We start from the raw sequence: 17,579 nt of genomic DNA on the forward strand, positions 1-17,579 counted from the left end.
ATCATTTAATTAATCGATTGGAGGAGTATGGCATGAAAAAGATTGGGGCAGGTTTTATATTCTTACTTGTGATGTGCGCAGCCTTATCCACAACTGCGTTCGCGAAACAGCCTTATTCATCCTATTGGTTTCCGGAGCAATTGCTTCAGTGGAGTCCGGCATCCGACCCGGATGCGGCATTTAACCGGAGCACAGTCCCGCTGCAGGACCGTTTTGTAGCAGATGGAGTCAACGCTCATGCAACCAAAGCGCCAAAAGTCATGGCTTTATCAGCACTGAACCCGGGAACAAGCGGAGTTCCATCGCAGGGTTCAAGCAAATTCGAAGCTAACACATTTACCTATTGGCAATATGTTGACAAGCTGGTCTATTGGGGTGGTTCCGCGGGCGAAGGGATCATCGTACCTCCAAGCGCTGATACGATCGACGCGGCTCATAAAAATGGCGTGCCGATCATCGGAACGGTGTTCTTTCCACCAACCGTATATGGCGGGAAGTATGAATGGGTCAAGCAGATGCTTCAGCAGAATAGTGACGGCTCCTTTCCTGCTGCTGACAAGTTGATCCAGGTTGCGAGCCATTACGGATTTGACGGCTGGTTTATTAACCAGGAGACTGAGGGCGGAACGCCGGCCGACGCACAGCAAATGAAAGCTTTCCTAAGTTATCTGGAATCACACAAGTCAAATTCTATGCACATCGTATGGTATGATTCCATGACCAATGAGGGCAGTATCAGTTGGCAAAATGCACTTAACGACAAGAATGCGATGTTCCTGCAAGACAATAAAAAGCAAATTACAGACAATATGTTCCTGAACTTTTGGTGGAAGGATCTTAAAAGCTCGGCAGAGAAGGCTAGAAGCTTGGGCAGAAGTCCATATGACTTGTATGCAGGCATCGATGTCGAAGCCAAGGGTTACGATACAAAGGTGAACTGGAATCTGTTGTTTCCGGATAAAGATCCTGCCGTTACTTCCCTTGGTATTTACCGCCCCGATTGGGCTTTTAACAGCGCAGAGAGTATGGAAGATTTCTTCGTACGCGAGAATAAATTCTGGGTGGGTCCAAACGGGAATCCGAGTAACACCTCGAGTGATCAAGCCTGGAAAGGTATCGCTAACGATGTGATCGAATCATCACCAATCAATGAGCTGCCTTTCACCACCAACTTCAACACGGGAAGCGGACAGAAATATTTTGTAAGAGGGAAGCAGGTGCGGGATAAAGGCTGGAACAACCGGAGTCTGCAGGATATTCTTCCCTCCTGGCGCTGGATTGCAGACAGCAAAGGTACCCCGCTTTCACCAGTGCTCGATTGGTCCGATGCCTATTACGGCGGCAGTTCGTTGAAGGTATCAGGCGTGCTGAACCCTAACAATGCGACACATTTGAAGCTCTACAAGACCGACCTTAAGATCGAAGCAAGCACAAAGCTGTCTATTACGTACAAAACACAAAATAAGCCAAGCCTGAAGGTTGGTCTTGCATTCGCAGATCAGCCCGATCAAAATATCTTCCTTAATGTGAAGGATAAGACATCGCCAGACTGGACAACTGAAACATTGAATTTGACCCCATACAAAGGGAAACGGATCGTAGCGTTGTCACTGTATTTTGATTCTAAGAATGAGGTTAATAATTACAACATTCAAATTGGCCAGCTCTCCATTCAAAATGCTAATGACCCGATCAAACCACTACCCGCGGTTCGCGATCTTAAGGTCACTCAAACTGATTTTCGCAATGGTATTTATGGAGATGCCAGATTACAGTGGAAACAGCTTGACCAACAGGTCAAGCAATACGAAATCTATCGAGTGCTTCCAGATGGCAGTGAGATGTTCATAGGTGCAACACCAAATCATGTGTTTTACGTTCCTGAGATGCGAAGAATAGACAAAGAAACTATCACAGTATTGAAGGTTGTTGCCGTCAATGGAAGATACGAGCAAGGTCAATCCTCTAGCGTGAAGATCAGCTGGCCGGATTATCCAAAGCCGACTGCGGAGTTCAAAACTGATCAAACCCTAGTCGCTCCAGGCGAGAGCGTAAACTTCACCGACCTGTCGACTGAAGTGACAGAAGGATGGTCATGGACCTTCGAAAGCGGAAGCCCCGCGGTCAGCACATCAAAGAACCCAGTTGTGACGTTCGCTCAGGAAGGCGTTTATAGTGTGACACTGACTGCAACTAACAGCTCGGGCCAAGACACAATTACGAAAAAAGAGCTCATCACAGTGAGTAAGGAAGCTGGAGCAGTGAAAAATCTGGCACTTGGTAAAACTGCAACAGCCGATCATGCCTGCGGGGAAAAGGAAGGGGCACCTAACGCCGTAGATGGTAAAGTGACGGATAACAGTAAATGGTGCGCAATTGGCAATCTGCCCCATTGGCTTCAAGTCGACCTCGGCGCCGAACATCAACTCAGCGCTTTTGTCATCAAGCATGCTGAGAGCGGAGGAGAGTGGACCGGTTTTAATACCAGTGATTATACGATTCAGGTCAGCAGCGACGGAACGAACTGGACGGATGTCGTCAACGTCCAAGGAAACTCGGCTGCCGAGTCGACTGATTCAATTGCGTTAGTAAAAGCCCGCTATGTAAAATTATTGATTCTCAAACCTACGCAGGGAGCCGATACGGCAGCGCGAATCTATGAGTTTGAAGTGAAGGGATTATAATATACCCTATTACGTCATTCTAATATTAAAGCAAATAAACCGTAGGCCACTTGAGGGGCTACGGTTTATTTGCTTTAACACTAATGATAGCTGAAATCAAAAAAAGAACCTGATTTATCTAATCAGATTCTTATATATTGCATATGAAAAGACACGATGATATAATCAACTCACGACTGAAATTCTATAGTTAGGCATGGAAATCTCATCTTATATATTTATTTTATCATGCCGTTAAATTCTTGTCAATTTTTTTCTCAATTTAATAGTTAGGAGCGATAATAAATGCGTTCTTTAGTTCTCGGTTTTCAGGAAGTGGACAATACACAGCTTTTGCTCGTTGGCGGAAAAGGGTTAAATTTAGGGAAACTATCACAAATAGAAGGAATACAAGTACCAGAAGGATTCTGTATTACAACAGTAGGATATCACCAAGCCCTCGAACAGAACCAAACGTATCATGCTTTGTTGGATCAACTAACTATGCTAAAAGTAGAAGATCGGGATCAAATCGGTGAAATCAGTAGGAAGATTCGGCAAATCATTATGGAAGCAGAAATTCCTTCCGATGTTGTGAAGGCAGTTTCTCACTATCTCACCCAGCTGGGTGATGAACATGCTTATGCAGTGCGTTCTAGTGCGACCGCTGAAGATTTACCACATGCCTCTTTTGCAGGTCAACAAGATACCTATTTAAATATCATCGGCATAGAAGCAATCCTTCAGCATATCAGCAAATGTTGGGCTTCTCTATTTACGGATCGTGCCGTAATCTACCGTATGCAAAATGGATTTGACCACAGTCAAGTTTATTTATCCGTTATCGTTCAAAGGATGGTTTTTCCACAGGCTTCAGGCATTTTATTTACCGCTGATCCGATTACTTCTAACCGGAAACTACTATCCATCGATGCCAGTTTTGGACTTGGCGAAGCTCTGGTCTCTGGCTTGGTATCTGCCGATGGTTATAAAGTACAGCAAGAGAAAATTGTCGATAAGAGAATAGCGACCAAAAAATTGGCTATTTACGGATTAAAAGAAGGCGGAACAGAGACCCGGCAGATCGAAATCGATCAGCAAGAGACTCAAACACTTACTGAACAACAAATTTTACAATTAGCAAGGATAGGCAGACAGATTGAAGCTTATTTTGGTTGCCCACAAGATATCGAATGGTGTCTGGCTGAGGATACATTTTATATCGTCCAGAGTCGGCCAATCACGACTTTATTCCCCATCCCAGAAGCGAATGATCAAGAAAACCACGTTTATGTATCTGTTGGTCATCAACAAATGATGACAGATCCCATGAAACCGCTGGGATTGGCTTTTTACCTGTTAACGACTCCTGCACCTATGCGTACAGCTGGCGGAAGATTGTTTGTTGATGTCACACCAAGTCTTGCTTCATCTGGCAGCAGAGAAATGATCATAGAAGCCTTAGGTAAATCTGATCCCCTCATAAAAGACGCACTCATAACCATCGTAGAGCGAGAAGATTTTATGAAATTTTCGGCAGATAATGAAAAGGCTTCTACTCCGAGTAAGAGCAATGCAAGCCTGCCACCTAGTGATTCTCAAGTACAACTCGAAAATGATCCGACAATCGTTTCTGACCTCATTAAGAGCAACCAAGCCTCGATAGAAGAGTTGCAACAAAACATTCAAACCAAATCAGGGGCGGAGTTGTTTGATTTTATTCTGGAAGATATGCAGCAGTTAAAGAAGATTCTATTCAACCCACAAAGTATGCGTGTGATTATGGCGGCTATGGATGCTTCAGCATGGATCAATGAAAAAATAAACGAGTGGTTGGGTGAAAAAAACGTAGCGGATACGCTTTCTCAATCTGTACAAGGCAATATAACTTCAGAAATGGGTCTGGCGCTACTCAATCTCGCAGATGTGATTCGGCCTTATCCGGAAGTCATTGATTATTTACAGCAGGTTAAAGATGATAATTTCTTAAATGAACTGGTTAGCTTTGAGGGTGGGCAGGAAACCCAAGACGCTTTCTATGACTATCTCAGTAAATACGGAATGCGATGTACCGGAGAAATCGATCTTACAAGAACTCGTTGGAGCGAAAAACCAACTACACTTGTCCCCATGATTCTCAGTAATATCAAAAACTTTAAACCTAATGCTGGCCATCGGAAATTTGAGCAAGGTCGACAGGAAGCTTTGAAAAAAGAACAAGAGCTATTAGATCGATTGAAGCAATTACCCGATGGTGAACAAAAAGCGAATGAAACAAAACGAATGATTGATCTCATCCGGAATTTCAGCGGGTTTAGAGAATACCCAAAATACGGCATGGTTAATCGCTATTTCGTTTATAAACAAGCTTTACTGAAAGAAGCTGAACAACTAATACAATCGGGAGTTATTCCTGAAAAAGAAGATATATACTATCTCACTTTTGGAGAACTATGCGAAGTTGTAAGCACAAATAAATTGGATTACCAGATCATCAGCAAACGCAAAGAAGAGTACAAATTATTTGAAAAACTAACTCCACCACGTGTTATTACGTCTGAAGGTGAAATCATTGCGGGTAAGTATAAACGAGAAAACCTCCCAACTGAAGCTATTGTAGGTTTAGCGGTTTCTTCCGGTGTTATAGAGGGACGTGCGCGTGTCATCTTAAACATGGAGGATGCTGATCTAGAAAACGGAGATATATTAGTTACCTTATTTACTGACCCTAGCTGGACTCCATTGTTTGTATCTGTAAAAGGCCTAGTTACTGAAGTTGGTGGACTAATGACCCATGGGGCAGTTATTGCGCGTGAATATGGCTTGCCAGCAGTTGTCGGAGTGGAGAATGCTACCAAATTGATAAAAGACGGGCAACGAATTCGTGTGCATGGAACAGAAGGCTATATCGAGATATTGTAATGGCTGAATCACGAATGTGGTTTGACAAATTCAATCTTTTGAATTATTTTTAATAGTGAATTATAAATTCATTATTAAAGGTGAGGGGCAATATGCAGTCTAAAAAAGATGAAGTGAAACAGGAAATTGAATCCGCCGCTTTAAAGGTATTTTTCCAAAAAGGCTTCTCTGATGCCAAAATGAACGATATTGCCGATGAAATTCAAATTTCTGTTGGAAATATTTATACTTATTTTAAAAATAAAAAAGAGTTGTTCTATTCGGTTGTTCCGCCGTCTTTAGTGGACTATTTGAAGAATGTGTTAGTGGAAAATATTCGCATCGATAACCAGACTTTTTTTGATGATGTTAATAATGAGAAAAAATCAGCTATCGTTCAAGAGCAAATAACTATATTAACCCAGTACAGCAGGCAGATTGTTATTATTTTTGAAAAGAATAAAGGGACCGTATATAGCAATGCCAAAAACGAGCTGATCGATCTGATGATCGAAACTAAAAGGCCCTATATTAAGGATCATTATAAAAGATACGAAATCGGAACCGAAGAAAATATGATTCTGCTGAAGATCATCGCGAACAATGTCATCAATATGATTCTGGATTTATTAAAGCACGAGATGAGCGCCGATAGCCGGAAACGGATTTTTGAGGCATTAAGCTTATACTGGCTGCATGGACTAAAAAGCTTAAACGAATAACGTCAATGCGCCGAATTTAGGTGTGGGGTGGAACTGGCGCACAACACTGCAATGAGGGACAACCAAGTGGATATGCACATTTAGCATCTACGAGGGTCCCTATTTTTTTAATCCAATAATGAATAGTTAATTCACTATTGAAAGGTGTAATCATGAAACGGGGGAAGCTACGATGAAGATAGGTTTTGCGTTTAAGGACTGCAATGTTATATATGGAGATGCAATAAAAGGCACAGAAACCCATATGACTATTTTGATTCAGGAAAACGGATTGATTCAAGAGATCGGGAAAGCAAGCGCTGTAACTGTCCCGACCCATTACCAAACGATCGATTGTTCGGGGAAATATGTGATGCCCGGTCTCATCAATGCGCATGCCCATCTTTTTGCCGATGGGAAGTTGTTTACGCTGTCTGCCAGTGAAGGGCTGCTGAATTTTGCGTTTCATCATATTTTGGATACGAGACTGGGCAGAAACGTATTGAAGAAACGGATGAAAAACAATGCCCTAACCGCACTGCATTCCGGAGTAACAACGATGCGTAGCATAGGTGAATTTTTTTATACTGATGTTCTTTTGAGGGATGAGATTAAGGCAAATCAATTTATTGGACCTAATCTTTTGGTATCCGGGTATTTCCTGAGCGTAACGAATGGCCACGGTGCACCTTATTTGGCTTTGGTCGGTGATTCACCATGGGAAGGGAGAAGAAATGTAAGAATCAATGTAAAAAACGGAGTGGACCTAATCAAAATATGTGTAACTGGCGGGGTTACCGATGCCAAAAGGGTCGGAGAAGCAGGCCGCTTGCAAATGACGGAAGAAGAGGTGGCTGCGATTTGCGAGGAAGCTCATAAAATTGGGATGCGTGTGGCGGCACATGCAGAAAGTACCGAAGGTGTAAGAGTTGCGTTAAAGGGTGGGGTGGATACTATTGAACACGGCGCGGAGATGGATGAGGAAATGATCAGGCTGTACAAAAATAATCCCAGAGCCTTAAAGGGCTACACCGCTGTGATCCCTACTTTACAAGCAGCTTATCCCAGTGCGAAATTAGATCCGAGCCTGACAAAGTTGAATACAACCGTTAAGGAAAATGCCCGGCTTGTGTATGGCTCTATGTTAAAAGGGCTACAGCAGGCTATAGAACATGATATCAAAATTGGTGTGGGCACGGATGCCGCTATGTCCTATGTAACCCACTATGATCTTTGGCGTGAGCTTGATCATTTCATGCGACAAACAAAGCTGAACGTAAGTCAGGTTATTGAACTAGTAACCAAATCAAATGCAGAGATTTTGGGAATCGATCACCAGACAGGGACAATAGAAGTTGGCAAATATGCGGATTTAATCATGATGGAGTAAAACCCATTGGAGAACATAAAAGCTTTGTCGAATGTAGCTATGGTTATGGTCAGAGGGAATTTAATACAAACACCCTCTGTGAACAGAATTCAAGCAGTGGACGAGCTGCTGGATACGGTTTGGAGTATTTAGGAGTGAGATAAATGATTGTAGAAGCACGTTTGGGTATCCTAGCTATTCTTAAAAGAACAGCGCCCCGAAAGAGGCTGGAGGCGGCAGCCATGGCTACATCCCAGAGTAAAATCCCGAGGACGATCGCTCCACTGTAGATCAATAACTGCTGAATTGGATACTCGCTAACCACATTAGCTAATATTGAGCCGTATATACCCAGCCAAAAAAGGATGGAGAGGGGATTAAACAAGGACATCAGAAATCCCGAAAGATAAGATTTGGACAGTGAGACATCGTTTCCCCTCATCTCAATCCCTGAAATTTCTCTTGTATTTTTAATGCTGTCTACACCTGAATAGACGAGGACAAAGAATCCGAACAACCATAAAAACACTTTAACAAACGGAGCATCCAGCAGATGAATGAGGCCAAAATAAACAAGCAGCATATAGATGATATCGGCACTAACCGCCCCTAAACCAACTATCCAGGCAGGCATAAATCCTCCGCGGAGTCCCTTGTCCAGCTGTGCTGCATTAATGGGTCCGAGAGGTGCCGAGAGGGATAATCCTAGAATCATATAACCTATAAATACGTTAATGTTGTCCTCCTCCTTAATATAGATAACATATTCTAATAAAGGTAGTAGTAGGACAAGCAAAAGAAGGCCCGCGGATGATTGCAGGCCTTCTTTTATAAGAAGCTGAAGAGTGAGTAGAATTACGCCTTAACGGATTCAGGTCGTTTGACAAGAAGAGGTGGAGGAATCAACCAGCCCTTTTTCTTAGTCAAATGTAGAATTTTAAGGCCGATGGCTGCTTTGGTAAGGTGATATTTAGCAAACAAAGCCCCTATATCTTCTCTGATCGATTGTCCCATTGCCTGACTACATGCCACAAGTCCAACAGCATTATCAGCTGCAAGTTTGGCAGCAATTTCAGGATCTGTGAAACGTGCCCCTACAGGAATATCTTCAAGCTTGGCATCGGGCCGATTTGGCATTACTGGTGCAGATGCAATACCTTGCTCTGAGAGCAGTGTATCACACTCACTGATTTCAAGCTCCGCTTGATCAATTAAAGCTCCTAATATTTTTTTCAGGTCATTGTCACCAGCGTGATACATATAAGCTCTGTAACAAGAGAGTGCTCCCTTTGCTACCATAGAGGCTTGCCAAACCGTAAAAATCTCTCCATAATGCATCGGTTCTTCTTTGGGGTTACCGCCTAGAATCCCTGTCATAAACAGTCTCCTTTATTGTTGAATTTGAACAAACATTAGCATGCCCACAAAAACACGGAAATTGCAGCTTTTCACATAAAATTGGTATGTCAATTTGAGGCGTCGTCATCCGTGCAAGTTTAAGGATAAATGTGAAAATAAGGAACGATAAAATTGAACACGAGTTGTGGAGGAATCAAATGTTTTTCAACGTGATGATTGCAAGTATAATTGCCTTTGCATTCAATGAAGTTGCTTATCACTGGAGATGGTGGAGTGTATCTCCAATCAAGGCAGGGATGGATTGGGAGTCATTAAGACTTCCAACACCTTTGGTAAGTGCTCGGCTAATCAAACAAATGATAACCTGAATGAAAGGAATGTTAATGCAACGGGTAATCATAATTCAACAGCGGTCGAGAATGGAAATTACCGAGCGCAGGCACTCGGGGATGAGAATCGAGGCACTAATATGAGGTGGTTGGGTCTCTTAGGGTTGCTTGGACTTACAGGCTTGGGAATAGAAGCCGAGAAAAAAGCTAAACTTTTTAGAGCTAAAGGGAACTGTAGGGGGAATGGACACTCTATGGTTCGAGATTCGGCAATTACGATCTGGATATTGTAATCCGCTTGCACTTTAACGATATTTATTAATTCGATAATCCGCTGAATGAAAATAAGGAATAAAAAAGAGATCTGTCTTATTACAACAGACCTCTTTTTATAAGTTGTAATCTTAGAAGAACCAATAAAGGTTTACGCCGTGCGGCGCATATCTAGCACCAGCCACAGGTTCCAGAAGTCGTCCGTAACCTGCACATGTTGGCATACTCAGTGAGGAGTTCCGCGTATTCCATCGGAGCAGGACTTCGTAATGATAATTTTATTCCGAGTTTACGAAAATTGGCGGAACCGGACAAAAGTGGGAGAGTAACTGCAGTACTTCAGAAGACAGAAGCTTCTGGACCATGTTTATGATTGAAGAATAATTTTTTTAAAACTAAGGGATTTGAATTCATAGACCCTGTTTGATTAAACTCCAGATGCGTTCAAACCTGTCTTGGTAGTCAGGTAAATTCCAGGATTCTTTGAAGGATGGGAGGCTAAATACTGCAAACGCAGAGAGAATCGCCTCAGCCCGTTCCAAGTGGGGATCGTGATAGTCCATGAAGCCGTCAATGATTTGGTAGGAATCCCAGAGAACATCGCGTAATACCAGTGGATTGCTATCCACGTATTGAGTATTCAAGGCAAACATCTTGGGATTCTCGTTATAAGCGCGTTTTTTTGCGTTAACAAATGCCCATAGCCAATCGTGAAGCAATTCTTGCGGTTTAGTTAAATTAGTCATATCTAATTTAATTTGTTCTGAAATCATCCGGTTGAACCAGCTCTTAGATACAGCTGCCCAGAGCTCTTGCTTATTTTTAAAGTGCTTATAGAGCGCTGCATGGGTGATACTTAATTCATCCGCAATTTGTGAGAGTGTCACTTCGGATTTTTCCGTGCGTTTAATTAATGCCTCAGCTGTTTCAATAACAAGCTCTTGAGTGATTTTAGCCACCGACTGTCAACCCTTCTTTCTTCAATAAATTCCTTTTTGTCGTTTATACACTTGCGAGTATTTTAACATATGAAATATCCAGTAACAATTGTTGACTTTTGTAACTTATAGTTTTATGCTTGTTGTGTAAGTTACAAAAATAAATAAATGTTACTTTTTTAACGCATAGGAGGTCATTTATCATGAAAGCAGCACAGATCACCAAATATTCAAAAAAGTTCATAGTAAAAGTGAACGATATTCCAATCCCAGAAATAAGTGATAACGAAGTCTTGGTCCAGGTGAAAGCAGCAGCAGTTAATCATTTGGAATTGCTCATTGGTACCGGAAGTGTAAAGCTGATTCAGGATTATGAATTCCCATTAGTACTTGGTAACGAGCTGACGGGTGTTATTGAAAAAGTGGGTAAGAAGGTGCAAGGTTTCAAAGTTGGCGATGCAATTTATTCACGTCTGCCACTACAAAAAATCGGTGCCTTTGCGGAATACGCGGCAATTAATGCAGATGCCATCGGGTACCTACCTGCCAATCTGAATTTTGTGACTGGTGCTGCTGCGCCATTAACAGGATTAACAGCTTATCAAGGATTAAATGAAGAATTAGATGCTAAAGCAGGCGAAAGCGTGTTTATCCCTGGAGGGTCTGGTTCATTTGGCCAAATGGCCATTCCTATCGCCAAAAGCATGGGGCTCAAGGTCATCATCAGTGGAAATCCAGGAGCACGTGAACGGACAATGGCCGCTGGTGCAGACCAATATATTGATTATACGACTACGAACTATTGGGAACAGCTTAGTGATGTTGATTATGTGATGGATACCTTAGGATCCAGCGAATTTGATCATGAGCTTTCAATTATTAAAGCAGGAGGCCGCCTTCTTTCTCTGCGGACCGGTCCTAACAAACGTTTTGCAGAAGATTTGGGCTTCTCTGGCTGGAAACAAAAGCTCTTCACCATCGCCGGGGCTAAGTATGATCATAAAGCGAAGAAAAAGAAGATTCAATATCATTTCATTTTTGTTCGCAGTGATGGCGAACAATTAAAGAAAATTACGAAGATTATTGAAGATAATGGGATTGTACCAGCAGTGGACCCTACAGAATTCCATATAGAAGATATTAACGAAGCACTGAATTTTGTTGCTGAAGGTCATCCTAAAGGGAAAGTTATTATCAGATTTTAAGGAGGGGGCTCAATTGTTGTCAAAAAATTCTTTACTGATCATTCTAGAATTGATATACTGATGCAAATTAGAGTTAATAGTGTAGTTTTTTTACCTTAACTAGAATGATCGTTCTTGAATATTTTGAAGAAATTTATTAAGGGAGGGATGAATGAGATACAAGTTTAATCGTGAACAAAACTCTATTGAAATGTTGTTAAATGATCAAAAAACTTAAAAGGGAGAGAATAATATGAAATATACAGTGATTACAGGAGCAAGCTCAGGAATTGGGTATGAAACAGCATTAGCGTTTGCTGCACGCGGTAAAAATTTAATTTTGGTAGCTAGAAGATTAGATAAATTAGAAGAACTTAAATCAACAATTCAGAATATTGATCCTAATGTAGATGTTATTGTTCGTTCAAGTGATCTGTCTGTTACAGAGCAGGCTCACACACTGTATAACACTTTGAAGGAATACCAAATAGAAACCTGGATTAATAATGCAGGACTTGGTGAAGCTTCTTTTGTGGTAGAACAGAATTTAGATAAAGTTGAAATTATGTTACGTGTTAACATCGAATCCTTGACGATCCTTTCTACACTATTTGTGCGAGATTATGCTGATGTAGAAGGAACTCAGTTAATTAACGTATCCTCCGCACTCGGATATGCCATTGCTGTTGGGAGCGTTGCTTATTCTGCATCTAAATATTATGTTAGTGCCTTCACCGAAGGGCTTGCAAAGGAACTAGAGCTTAAAGGCGCGAAATTAAAAGCAAAGGTTTTAGCACCAGCAATAACTGAAACGGAATTTGTGAAGAAATCTATAGATGCTGAAGAATTTGATTACAAAGCAAACATGCCTAAATACCACACTGCCAAACAAATGGCGAGTTTCATGGTAGAGCTTTATGATAGCAATGATATGATAGGAATTGTTGACCAGAACTATGACTTCAATCTGAGAGATCAAATCTATCCAATTATATCTGAGTTTTAAATCGAATTAGATATTAGTCACTAAAACGATCGTTGAAGAAACTGGAGCAAAAAGAACTGGCTTCCCTATTCTTAAACGTGGGGTACAACTTTTTTGCATACGCTGGAAAAAGATTGGACTCTGGATTGTTTATAAGCAGACAAAGTAAGAATTCTTCGGTAAGCATCAGTTAAGTTATCATGTTATGAATAAAATCAAGCATCTTGCTTGATTTTATTTACGTTTTATATATTAGTTTGCGGATCGTTTACTTAAATGTATAATGATTGCTTGAGGTGATTACAATGGCAAGAAGCAAAGAATTTGAAATTAATGAAGTACTAGATAAAGCGATAAAACTATTTTGGATGCAAGGTTACGAGAAAACTTCAATGCAAGATTTGGTAGACTGTATGGGAATTCACAGAAGAAGTATCTATGATACATTTGGTGATAAGCACGCCTTATATTTGACGGCACTCCAAAGGTACGAATCTACTCAAAACAAAAAAATGAGATTCTTGGTTGAGAAACAAGAACCCGTAAAGGAGATCATTCGACAATTTCTAGAATCTTCGATGAGGAGCGAAGGAGAACCTCAAGGATGTTTCATAGTTAATTCGGGTGTGGAGTTGGGAGTACTGGATCCGGAGGTTGCATCCTTTGTTGAGAATAGCTATTCAAAAACGGAGAAGTTGTTATATGACCTCGTTCAGACTGGCCAGCAAAGAGGTGAACTTAGAATTTCACTGGAGCCCGAGGCTATTTCCCATTATTTAATGAATGCCTGGTTAGGACTACGTACAATGGTAAAAACGGCAACGGACCATGGGAAATTAACAAGTATTATTCATACCATACTGATCACTCTAGATTAAAACTCCTTTATCTATCTGCAGTGTAAGAGGACAAGCACTTGTATCGAATGCCGAAAATAGACAATCAACTTACTGCTACCCGAGTACGCGAAGAATAGAACCGACTTAATACGCCCAGCTTAACTATATAAATATCGCGTCCGACACCAGCTGTAAGGAACTAAGAATGCAGACACTAAAAAAAACCATGTTGACGATGGGCTTCTTAGTCAATGTGGATATTAATCTGTCCAAGATTGATAGATACGGCGCACTTCACGGAAGGATTGTTTAGGTTTGCGGTATTCATTAACCAGACCCTTGTTGTTGAAGCCGCGGGCACGGTCGCGAAAGTTCTTGCTGCTGCTCTTCAGATCGCCGCGGATGTCTGCAAACTGCCAGATGTAAGTCCCGCCAATTTTCGAATCATTTTTGAAGATCGCCAGTGCTTCAGTTACAATATCTGCCTGATAATCCTCGCTGAACAATCTCTGCTCCCAGCCCACATCCCCAAATAGTCCAGCACCACCGAATTCGGTCATGAGCACTACCTTGTCACCGGCTCCCATCTGCTCCGCACGCACATGGAACTGTTCCAGCATGTCTTTAAAGCTGGCTGTATCGCCTTCGTACCAACCAAAATATTTATTAATACCGATAACATCGAATAAAGGAAGTAGAATATCTTCGAGTGGATGCATCGTAGCGTAGGTGACAAGCCTAGTACTGTCGAGTTTCTTCACCAATCCGACTAGAGCTTGTGTGAAAGCATATGCTTCTTGCGTCCGGGTATCAATCTCATTATGAACGGACCAAAAGATCACACTTGGGTGATGCATATGCAAGCTGATCATTTCTTCAATCATAGTCAGTGCACGCTCCTGGAAGAGAGGCTCACTTACTGTTTCGTTCGGCAGAAAGGCTCCCCATATCGGAATTTCGCTCCAGTATACAATCCCTTGCTCATCGAGTAGATCAAGCCAATATGGGCTTTGGGGATAATGAGAACCCCGGACGGAATTGCAACCTAACTCCAAAATGATACTGAGCTCCTTGTGCATCAGCTTCGGAGGGAAGGCGAAACCCCACTCAGGATGCTCTTCATGTCTATTCACACCCTTAAGATAAACGGGTGAACCGTTAATTAGAATCCGATGATCCTTTGTTTCAATATAGCGAAAACCGATCCGTTCAATCTTGTCGTCTTCCTCTGTCCGCAGTTGAAAGGTATACAGTTCTGGAAGACCTACGTTCCACAAACGTACTTCAGGCATAAGCAACTTGAACGTATGACTGAGGGTCTGGCCAGTTTCAATCTGTACTTCTTCCGAGTGCAATTCATGTCCGCTTTCGGAGAATGTGATCTTTGTAGTGTGCTGCTCCTTAAAGAAGGAATGGAGCCTCACCTGAACAGTGACATCGGCATCTGGTCCATGCAGTTCATAATCAATCTTCAGTTGTTCGATGTAAAGTTCAGGCAAATATTGCAGCTCCACCGACCGTATGATTCCCCCATAATGAAACCAATCCACCTGCTCCGTAGGAATCGTAAGTCGGTCCAAGGTGCTGTCCGTCCGGACGATAATCTCATGTTCTCCTGCCCCTAAGGAAGGAACAATAAATTCAAAAGGTGTAAATCCTCCATAGTGATACCCAAGGTGCTGCCCGTCCAAATAGACGTCGGCGTGGCCCAGCACGGCATGAAAGATGAGTCTGACATGCTGCGAATTCACAGTCTGTATTTTTTTACGATACCAACCGACACCTTCATAATCGTACATTCCCAGTTCATTATTCCAGCACGAGGGCACATAAAGAGACTGCCAAGAATGTGGAAATCGCTCAAACCATTTTTCTTGAACACCCGTATTTAACGGATCCTTCATGAAATCCCAAGGCCCATCCAACAGCGCAGTTCTCCGAATTTGATACTCGCTAAAAGTCCTTAACAAGTGTGTTCCTCCTTTATTTCCTGTAATGTATTGTGAATTTCAGACATCTTGATAATATGGATAGTAACATTTGGAGTTTAAGCATTGAATAGAAAAAAACGTTACCGTCTTGTTTAAATCGCTCTTTTAGCAGCAGGAGGGGATTATTAATTGGAAGAAAATGATTACAAGCTGAATGACCTCACAGTGCATATCCATTTTGTACTCGACAAAGCTACTTATCCCGGCTGGGAGGACATCCGTAACATGGTAAATGTGCACAGCTTGTACTGGATTCATGAAGGTAAAGGGGTTTTCCTGACCAATGTTGAGCACAAAGTAGAGGCTGGAATGCTAATCTATTTAAAACCAGGCCTTAAACTGTCCATGCGCTCGCAGATGGATGCTCCACTTCGCATAACGATGTTGCTCTTCGATTGTGCAGAGCTTGGTTATGATGCGGTATGGAAGGAAGTCAAGCCAATCGTAAAACTGAGACTTCCCTTCTTAAGCCAATATAACCAACAGCAAGCTGAGGAAATTAGCCAGCTGGTCTGGGGGATTCACCAGGACTGGCTGCCCGGACTAACCGATGGCATAGCTGTATCCCGGGCTAAAATGCAGATCCTACTGCATATGCTGCACCAGACCGTACAACCGGACTGGAATCTGATGGAGTCTGGAGCTTTCGCCGCCTTCGAACAGATCAAGAAAACTCTCGAGAACGACTATAAGGATCATCACCGGATTGAGAAATTGGCGGAGAAATACGGCATTTCGCCATCTTACTTGCGGAAGATGTTCCTGAAATTTACGGGGATGGGGCCAAAGGAATACCATATGCACTTACAGAACCAGCAAGCTTGTCGTTATCTGGTTTTTACCGATTATCCAGTTAAGGAAATCGCCAAATTATGCGGGTACTACGAAGAATATCATTTCAGTAAGATTTTTAAACAGCTTAACGGGATCCCTCCGACAGTATACCGAAACAAACAGAGAATCAAAGATTAATTGTCCGTAGAACCGCTGGCGAGAAAATCTTGCGTTTATGTTTTTTTACGGGAAGGACTTTACCATGATAATATTGAACTCATTGAAGCATGTTTAAGGAGGGAAAATTGGGCATGATTATATCACTCAAAAATGTATCATGGCAACGTGATACGACAATGATCTTACGCGATATGAATTGGGAAGTGAAGCAGGGACAACACTGGTGTATCGTCGGTCTGAATGGATCAGGAAAAACGACGATGCTAAACGTCGTGAACGGCTATATCTGGCCGACAACAGGACAAGTCGAAGTGCTGGACCATCGCTTTGGCGATGTGGATTTGAGAGAGCTACGCAAACGAATCGGTTGGGTAAGCACCTCCTTGCAGCAGAAGCTGTACGGCCATCAGACTGCCCTGAACATCGTCCTAAGCGGAAAATTCGCGACGATTGGTCTGTATGATAAGACGAATGAAGAGGATCAAAAGCAAGCCGAGGAGTTAATGGAGTTTCTAGACTGCTCTTCTTTGGCTGGTCGTACATATGATACCTTGTCGCAAGGACAGCGTCAGAAAGTCCTCATTGCACGCGCACTAATGGCCAATCCAGATCTACTAATCCTTGATGAGCCGTGCACGGGACTAGATATTTTTGCACGTGAACAGCTGCTGCAGATGATCGAGAAGATAACAAAGCAACCTGGTGGACCAACCTTGCTGTATGTAACCCATCATATCGAGGAGATAACACCATGCTTCACGCACACGCTGCTGGTAAAGAACGGTGAAATCTACAAAGGTGACGAGACAGTAAACTGCTTGCAGTCAGATGTTTTGAGTGATTTCTTCGATACCCCCGTTGAAGTACAGGAACATCATAACCGCAAGTGGCTTACACTTGCCGGTGATAAGTAGAATATCAAGGCACATCGAATAGGCGAGCAAACCGCTCTGAAGTGGTTTGAAGGATTGCTTGCAGATATAAAAAATGAAAACTAATCACAATATAATTTTAAAATAACCCGCGCAATGCGCGGGTTTTGTATTTGTTTGCAAGCTTATAAGCCACGTCCATAAACAGTCAAACAACATAT

At 42.2% G+C, this 17,579-nt stretch carries 14 protein-coding genes; 10 read left to right on the forward strand and 4 right to left on the reverse strand.

Annotated features, from left to right (window positions below; all coding sequences use genetic code 11):
- Positions 1-32: 32 nt before the first annotated feature.
- The 4 genes from NSQ91_RS16440 (at position 33) to NSQ91_RS16455 (ending at position 7,655) form a co-directional block, all read left to right on the forward strand.
- Positions 33-2,684: an endo-beta-N-acetylglucosaminidase gene (locus NSQ91_RS16440; protein WP_340918847.1), complete on the forward strand. Its 2,652-nt coding sequence runs from the start codon at positions 33-35 to the stop codon at positions 2,682-2,684.
- A gap of 285 nt (positions 2,685-2,969) precedes the next feature.
- Positions 2,970-5,585 (forward strand): phosphoenolpyruvate synthase, encoded by a 2,616-nt coding sequence (ppsA, locus tag NSQ91_RS16445; RefSeq protein WP_340918850.1) that lies wholly within the window; start codon positions 2,970-2,972, stop codon positions 5,583-5,585.
- 92 nt (positions 5,586-5,677) lie between these two features.
- The gene (locus tag NSQ91_RS16450; protein WP_076133162.1) at positions 5,678-6,286 is read left to right on the forward strand and encodes a TetR/AcrR family transcriptional regulator; all 609 of its coding nucleotides are present in this window, start codon (positions 5,678-5,680) and stop codon (positions 6,284-6,286) included.
- 172 nt (positions 6,287-6,458) lie between these two features.
- Positions 6,459-7,655, forward strand: a complete 1,197-nt coding sequence (locus tag NSQ91_RS16455) for a metal-dependent hydrolase family protein (RefSeq protein WP_340918853.1) — start codon at positions 6,459-6,461, stop codon at positions 7,653-7,655.
- Positions 7,656-7,704: 49 nt separating this feature from the next.
- Here NSQ91_RS16455 and NSQ91_RS16460 read toward each other — a convergent pair whose 3' ends face one another.
- Positions 7,705-8,430 carry a LysE family transporter gene (locus tag NSQ91_RS16460; protein WP_405168259.1) on the reverse strand — a complete coding sequence of 242 codons (726 nt, stop codon included), beginning with the start codon at positions 8,428-8,430 and terminating at the stop codon, positions 7,705-7,707.
- Between the two features lie 59 nt (positions 8,431-8,489).
- Positions 8,490-9,011 carry a DUF3231 family protein gene (locus NSQ91_RS16465; RefSeq protein WP_036677170.1) on the reverse strand — a complete coding sequence of 174 codons (522 nt, stop codon included), beginning with the start codon at positions 9,009-9,011 and terminating at the stop codon, positions 8,490-8,492.
- Between the two features lie 179 nt (positions 9,012-9,190).
- Between NSQ91_RS16465 and NSQ91_RS16470 the strand changes: the two genes are divergently transcribed.
- Positions 9,191-9,361, forward strand: coding sequence for a hypothetical protein (locus NSQ91_RS16470; RefSeq protein WP_175617339.1), 171 nt, complete (start codon positions 9,191-9,193; stop codon positions 9,359-9,361).
- Positions 9,362-10,005: 644 nt separating this feature from the next.
- Here NSQ91_RS16470 and NSQ91_RS16475 read toward each other — a convergent pair.
- Complete coding sequence (locus tag NSQ91_RS16475; RefSeq protein ID WP_076130485.1) at positions 10,006-10,554, reverse strand: TetR/AcrR family transcriptional regulator; 549 nt, start codon at positions 10,552-10,554, stop codon at positions 10,006-10,008.
- Between the two features lie 182 nt (positions 10,555-10,736).
- Here NSQ91_RS16475 and NSQ91_RS16480 point away from each other — a divergent pair, with 182 nt between their 5' ends.
- From NSQ91_RS16480 to NSQ91_RS16490, 3 genes are all read left to right on the forward strand, one after another.
- Positions 10,737-11,738 (forward strand): NADP-dependent oxidoreductase, encoded by a 1,002-nt coding sequence (locus NSQ91_RS16480; protein ID WP_076184955.1) that lies wholly within the window; start codon positions 10,737-10,739, stop codon positions 11,736-11,738.
- 232 nt (positions 11,739-11,970) lie between these two features.
- The gene (locus NSQ91_RS16485; protein ID WP_076130487.1) at positions 11,971-12,723 is read left to right on the forward strand and encodes an SDR family NAD(P)-dependent oxidoreductase; all 753 of its coding nucleotides are present in this window, start codon (positions 11,971-11,973) and stop codon (positions 12,721-12,723) included.
- A 284-nt stretch (positions 12,724-13,007) separates the two neighbouring features.
- Positions 13,008-13,580 carry a TetR/AcrR family transcriptional regulator gene (locus NSQ91_RS16490; RefSeq protein WP_076130488.1) on the forward strand — a complete coding sequence of 191 codons (573 nt, stop codon included), beginning with the start codon at positions 13,008-13,010 and terminating at the stop codon, positions 13,578-13,580.
- A gap of 221 nt (positions 13,581-13,801) precedes the next feature.
- On the opposite strand, the gene NSQ91_RS16495 is transcribed toward NSQ91_RS16490, so the two are convergent.
- Positions 13,802-15,511, reverse strand: coding sequence for a glycoside hydrolase family 2 protein (locus tag NSQ91_RS16495; RefSeq protein WP_076130489.1), 1,710 nt, complete (start codon positions 15,509-15,511; stop codon positions 13,802-13,804).
- A gap of 150 nt (positions 15,512-15,661) precedes the next feature.
- Here NSQ91_RS16495 and NSQ91_RS16500 point away from each other — a divergent pair, with 150 nt between their 5' ends.
- The gene (locus NSQ91_RS16500) at positions 15,662-16,504 is read left to right on the forward strand and encodes a helix-turn-helix transcriptional regulator (RefSeq protein WP_076184951.1); all 843 of its coding nucleotides are present in this window, start codon (positions 15,662-15,664) and stop codon (positions 16,502-16,504) included.
- Between the two features lie 113 nt (positions 16,505-16,617).
- On the forward strand, positions 16,618-17,400 hold the full coding sequence (locus NSQ91_RS16505; protein ID WP_076130491.1) for an ABC transporter ATP-binding protein: 783 nt from the start codon (positions 16,618-16,620) through the stop codon (positions 17,398-17,400).
- The last annotated feature ends 179 nt before the right edge of the window (positions 17,401-17,579 follow it).

This window comes from Paenibacillus sp. FSL R7-0048 (assembly GCF_038004505.1).
Classification (GTDB): Bacteria; Bacillota; Bacilli; order Paenibacillales; family Paenibacillaceae; genus Paenibacillus_AQ; species Paenibacillus_AQ odorifer.